At 44.6% G+C, this 1433-nt stretch carries 2 protein-coding genes; one reads left to right on the top strand and one right to left on the bottom strand.

What is annotated here, in order from left to right:
• On the top strand, positions 1 to 574 hold a 574-nt coding region (locus F6K49_RS48865; protein WP_293109945.1), incomplete at its 5' end, for an LON peptidase substrate-binding domain-containing protein.
• A gap of 156 nt (positions 575 to 730) precedes the next feature.
• Here F6K49_RS48865 and pheA read toward each other — a convergent pair.
• Positions 731 to 1433: prephenate dehydratase (gene pheA / locus F6K49_RS48870; protein ID WP_293109947.1), on the bottom strand; the 703-nt coding region annotated here is incomplete at its 5' end.

A 1433-nucleotide genomic window follows, 5' to 3' on the forward strand; every position in this document is an offset into this window, starting at 1 on the left:
TCCTGGACGCCCTCTGCCGTTACACATTTTTGAATTTCGCTACCGAATCATGATGAACACGATTTTGGAGAGCGATCGCAGATTTGGTGTCTTAATGTGGGATCCTGTAAAACAGGAACCAGCTACAATTGGCTGTTGCGCTGAAATTATCCACTTTCAGCGTCTTCCCGATGACCGGATGAAAATAGTAACCTTAGGTCAGCAGCGGTTTCGGGTCTTAGAGTACGTTCGTGAAAAGCCCTATCGGGTTGGACTAGTGGAATGGATTGAAGACCAACCACCTGCTAAAGACCTCAAACCAAAGGCAAAGGAGGTGGCACAGTTATTGCGGGATGTTGTGCGTCTTTCCGCTAAGTTGACCAACCAGAAAATTGAGCTACCAGAAGACCTGCCCGATCTACCCATTGAGTTGTCTTACTGGGTTGCTAGCAATCTGTATGGCGTAGCCTTAGAACAGCAGGCACTTTTAGAGACCCTGGACACAGAAAAACGTCTAGAACGGGAAACCGAAATTCTCACTTCTACTCGCAATCACTTAGCGGCACGTACTGTACTCAAAGATGCCTTAAATTAAGCTTTGATTATAAGCTTAAGAGAGAATAGACCTCGTAGCATTAGTATTTTCTTGATACTGTTTTCATCAATTACTCTCCCTTCCCTTGTCCGAAGTTTCCTATTCCCTATTCGTTGCTCCCAGCGCTATAACAACATTTTTGTTCACCGTTGACGGTTAACTGTTGACAGTCAAATTATCGACATTGATGAGGGTGTAGCTGCCAAAAATCTTGAGGATTTCCTGATCAGGGATTATTTCCTCAAGAGCGGCTTTAAATAATGGTGCATAGAGATCTGATTCCAGTTCAATAAAGAATATGTACTCACCAAGTAATCGCTTGGTGGGACGAGACTCAATCCGACTTAAATTAATACCTCGACGGGCAAATATCTGGAGTGGTTTAGACAATGATCCAGGTATATTAGCAGGAGGACTAAATGCTAAGGAGGTATGACTACCTCCAGGAGATGGCTTTAAACTCAGCACCCAAAATCGAGTGAAATTATCGGGATAGTCATTAATGTTAGATGCCAGTACTGGTAGAGTATAAAGCTTTGCTGCTCGTTCAGATGCGATCGCTGCTGCATTGTGATCTTTGTCCAAAAACTGTAGCGCTTCAGTGGTGGAGTTGGTCGGTACCAGTTGCACTGATGGCAGAAACTGCTCTAACCACCGCTGACACTGAGCAAGGGCTTGGGGATGGGAATAAACCGTTTTAATTTCTGCTATGGTTGATGCCCGTGACATCAGAAAATGTCTGATTGGCAAAACCAGAGCCTGTTGAATTTGGAGCTGATCTAGTTGCCAAAGCCGATCTAGTGTCATGGCGACACTGCCTTCAATGGAATTCTCTACAGGTACCACTGCTAGATCAGCT

This window comes from Moorena sp. SIO3I6 (genome assembly GCF_010672095.1).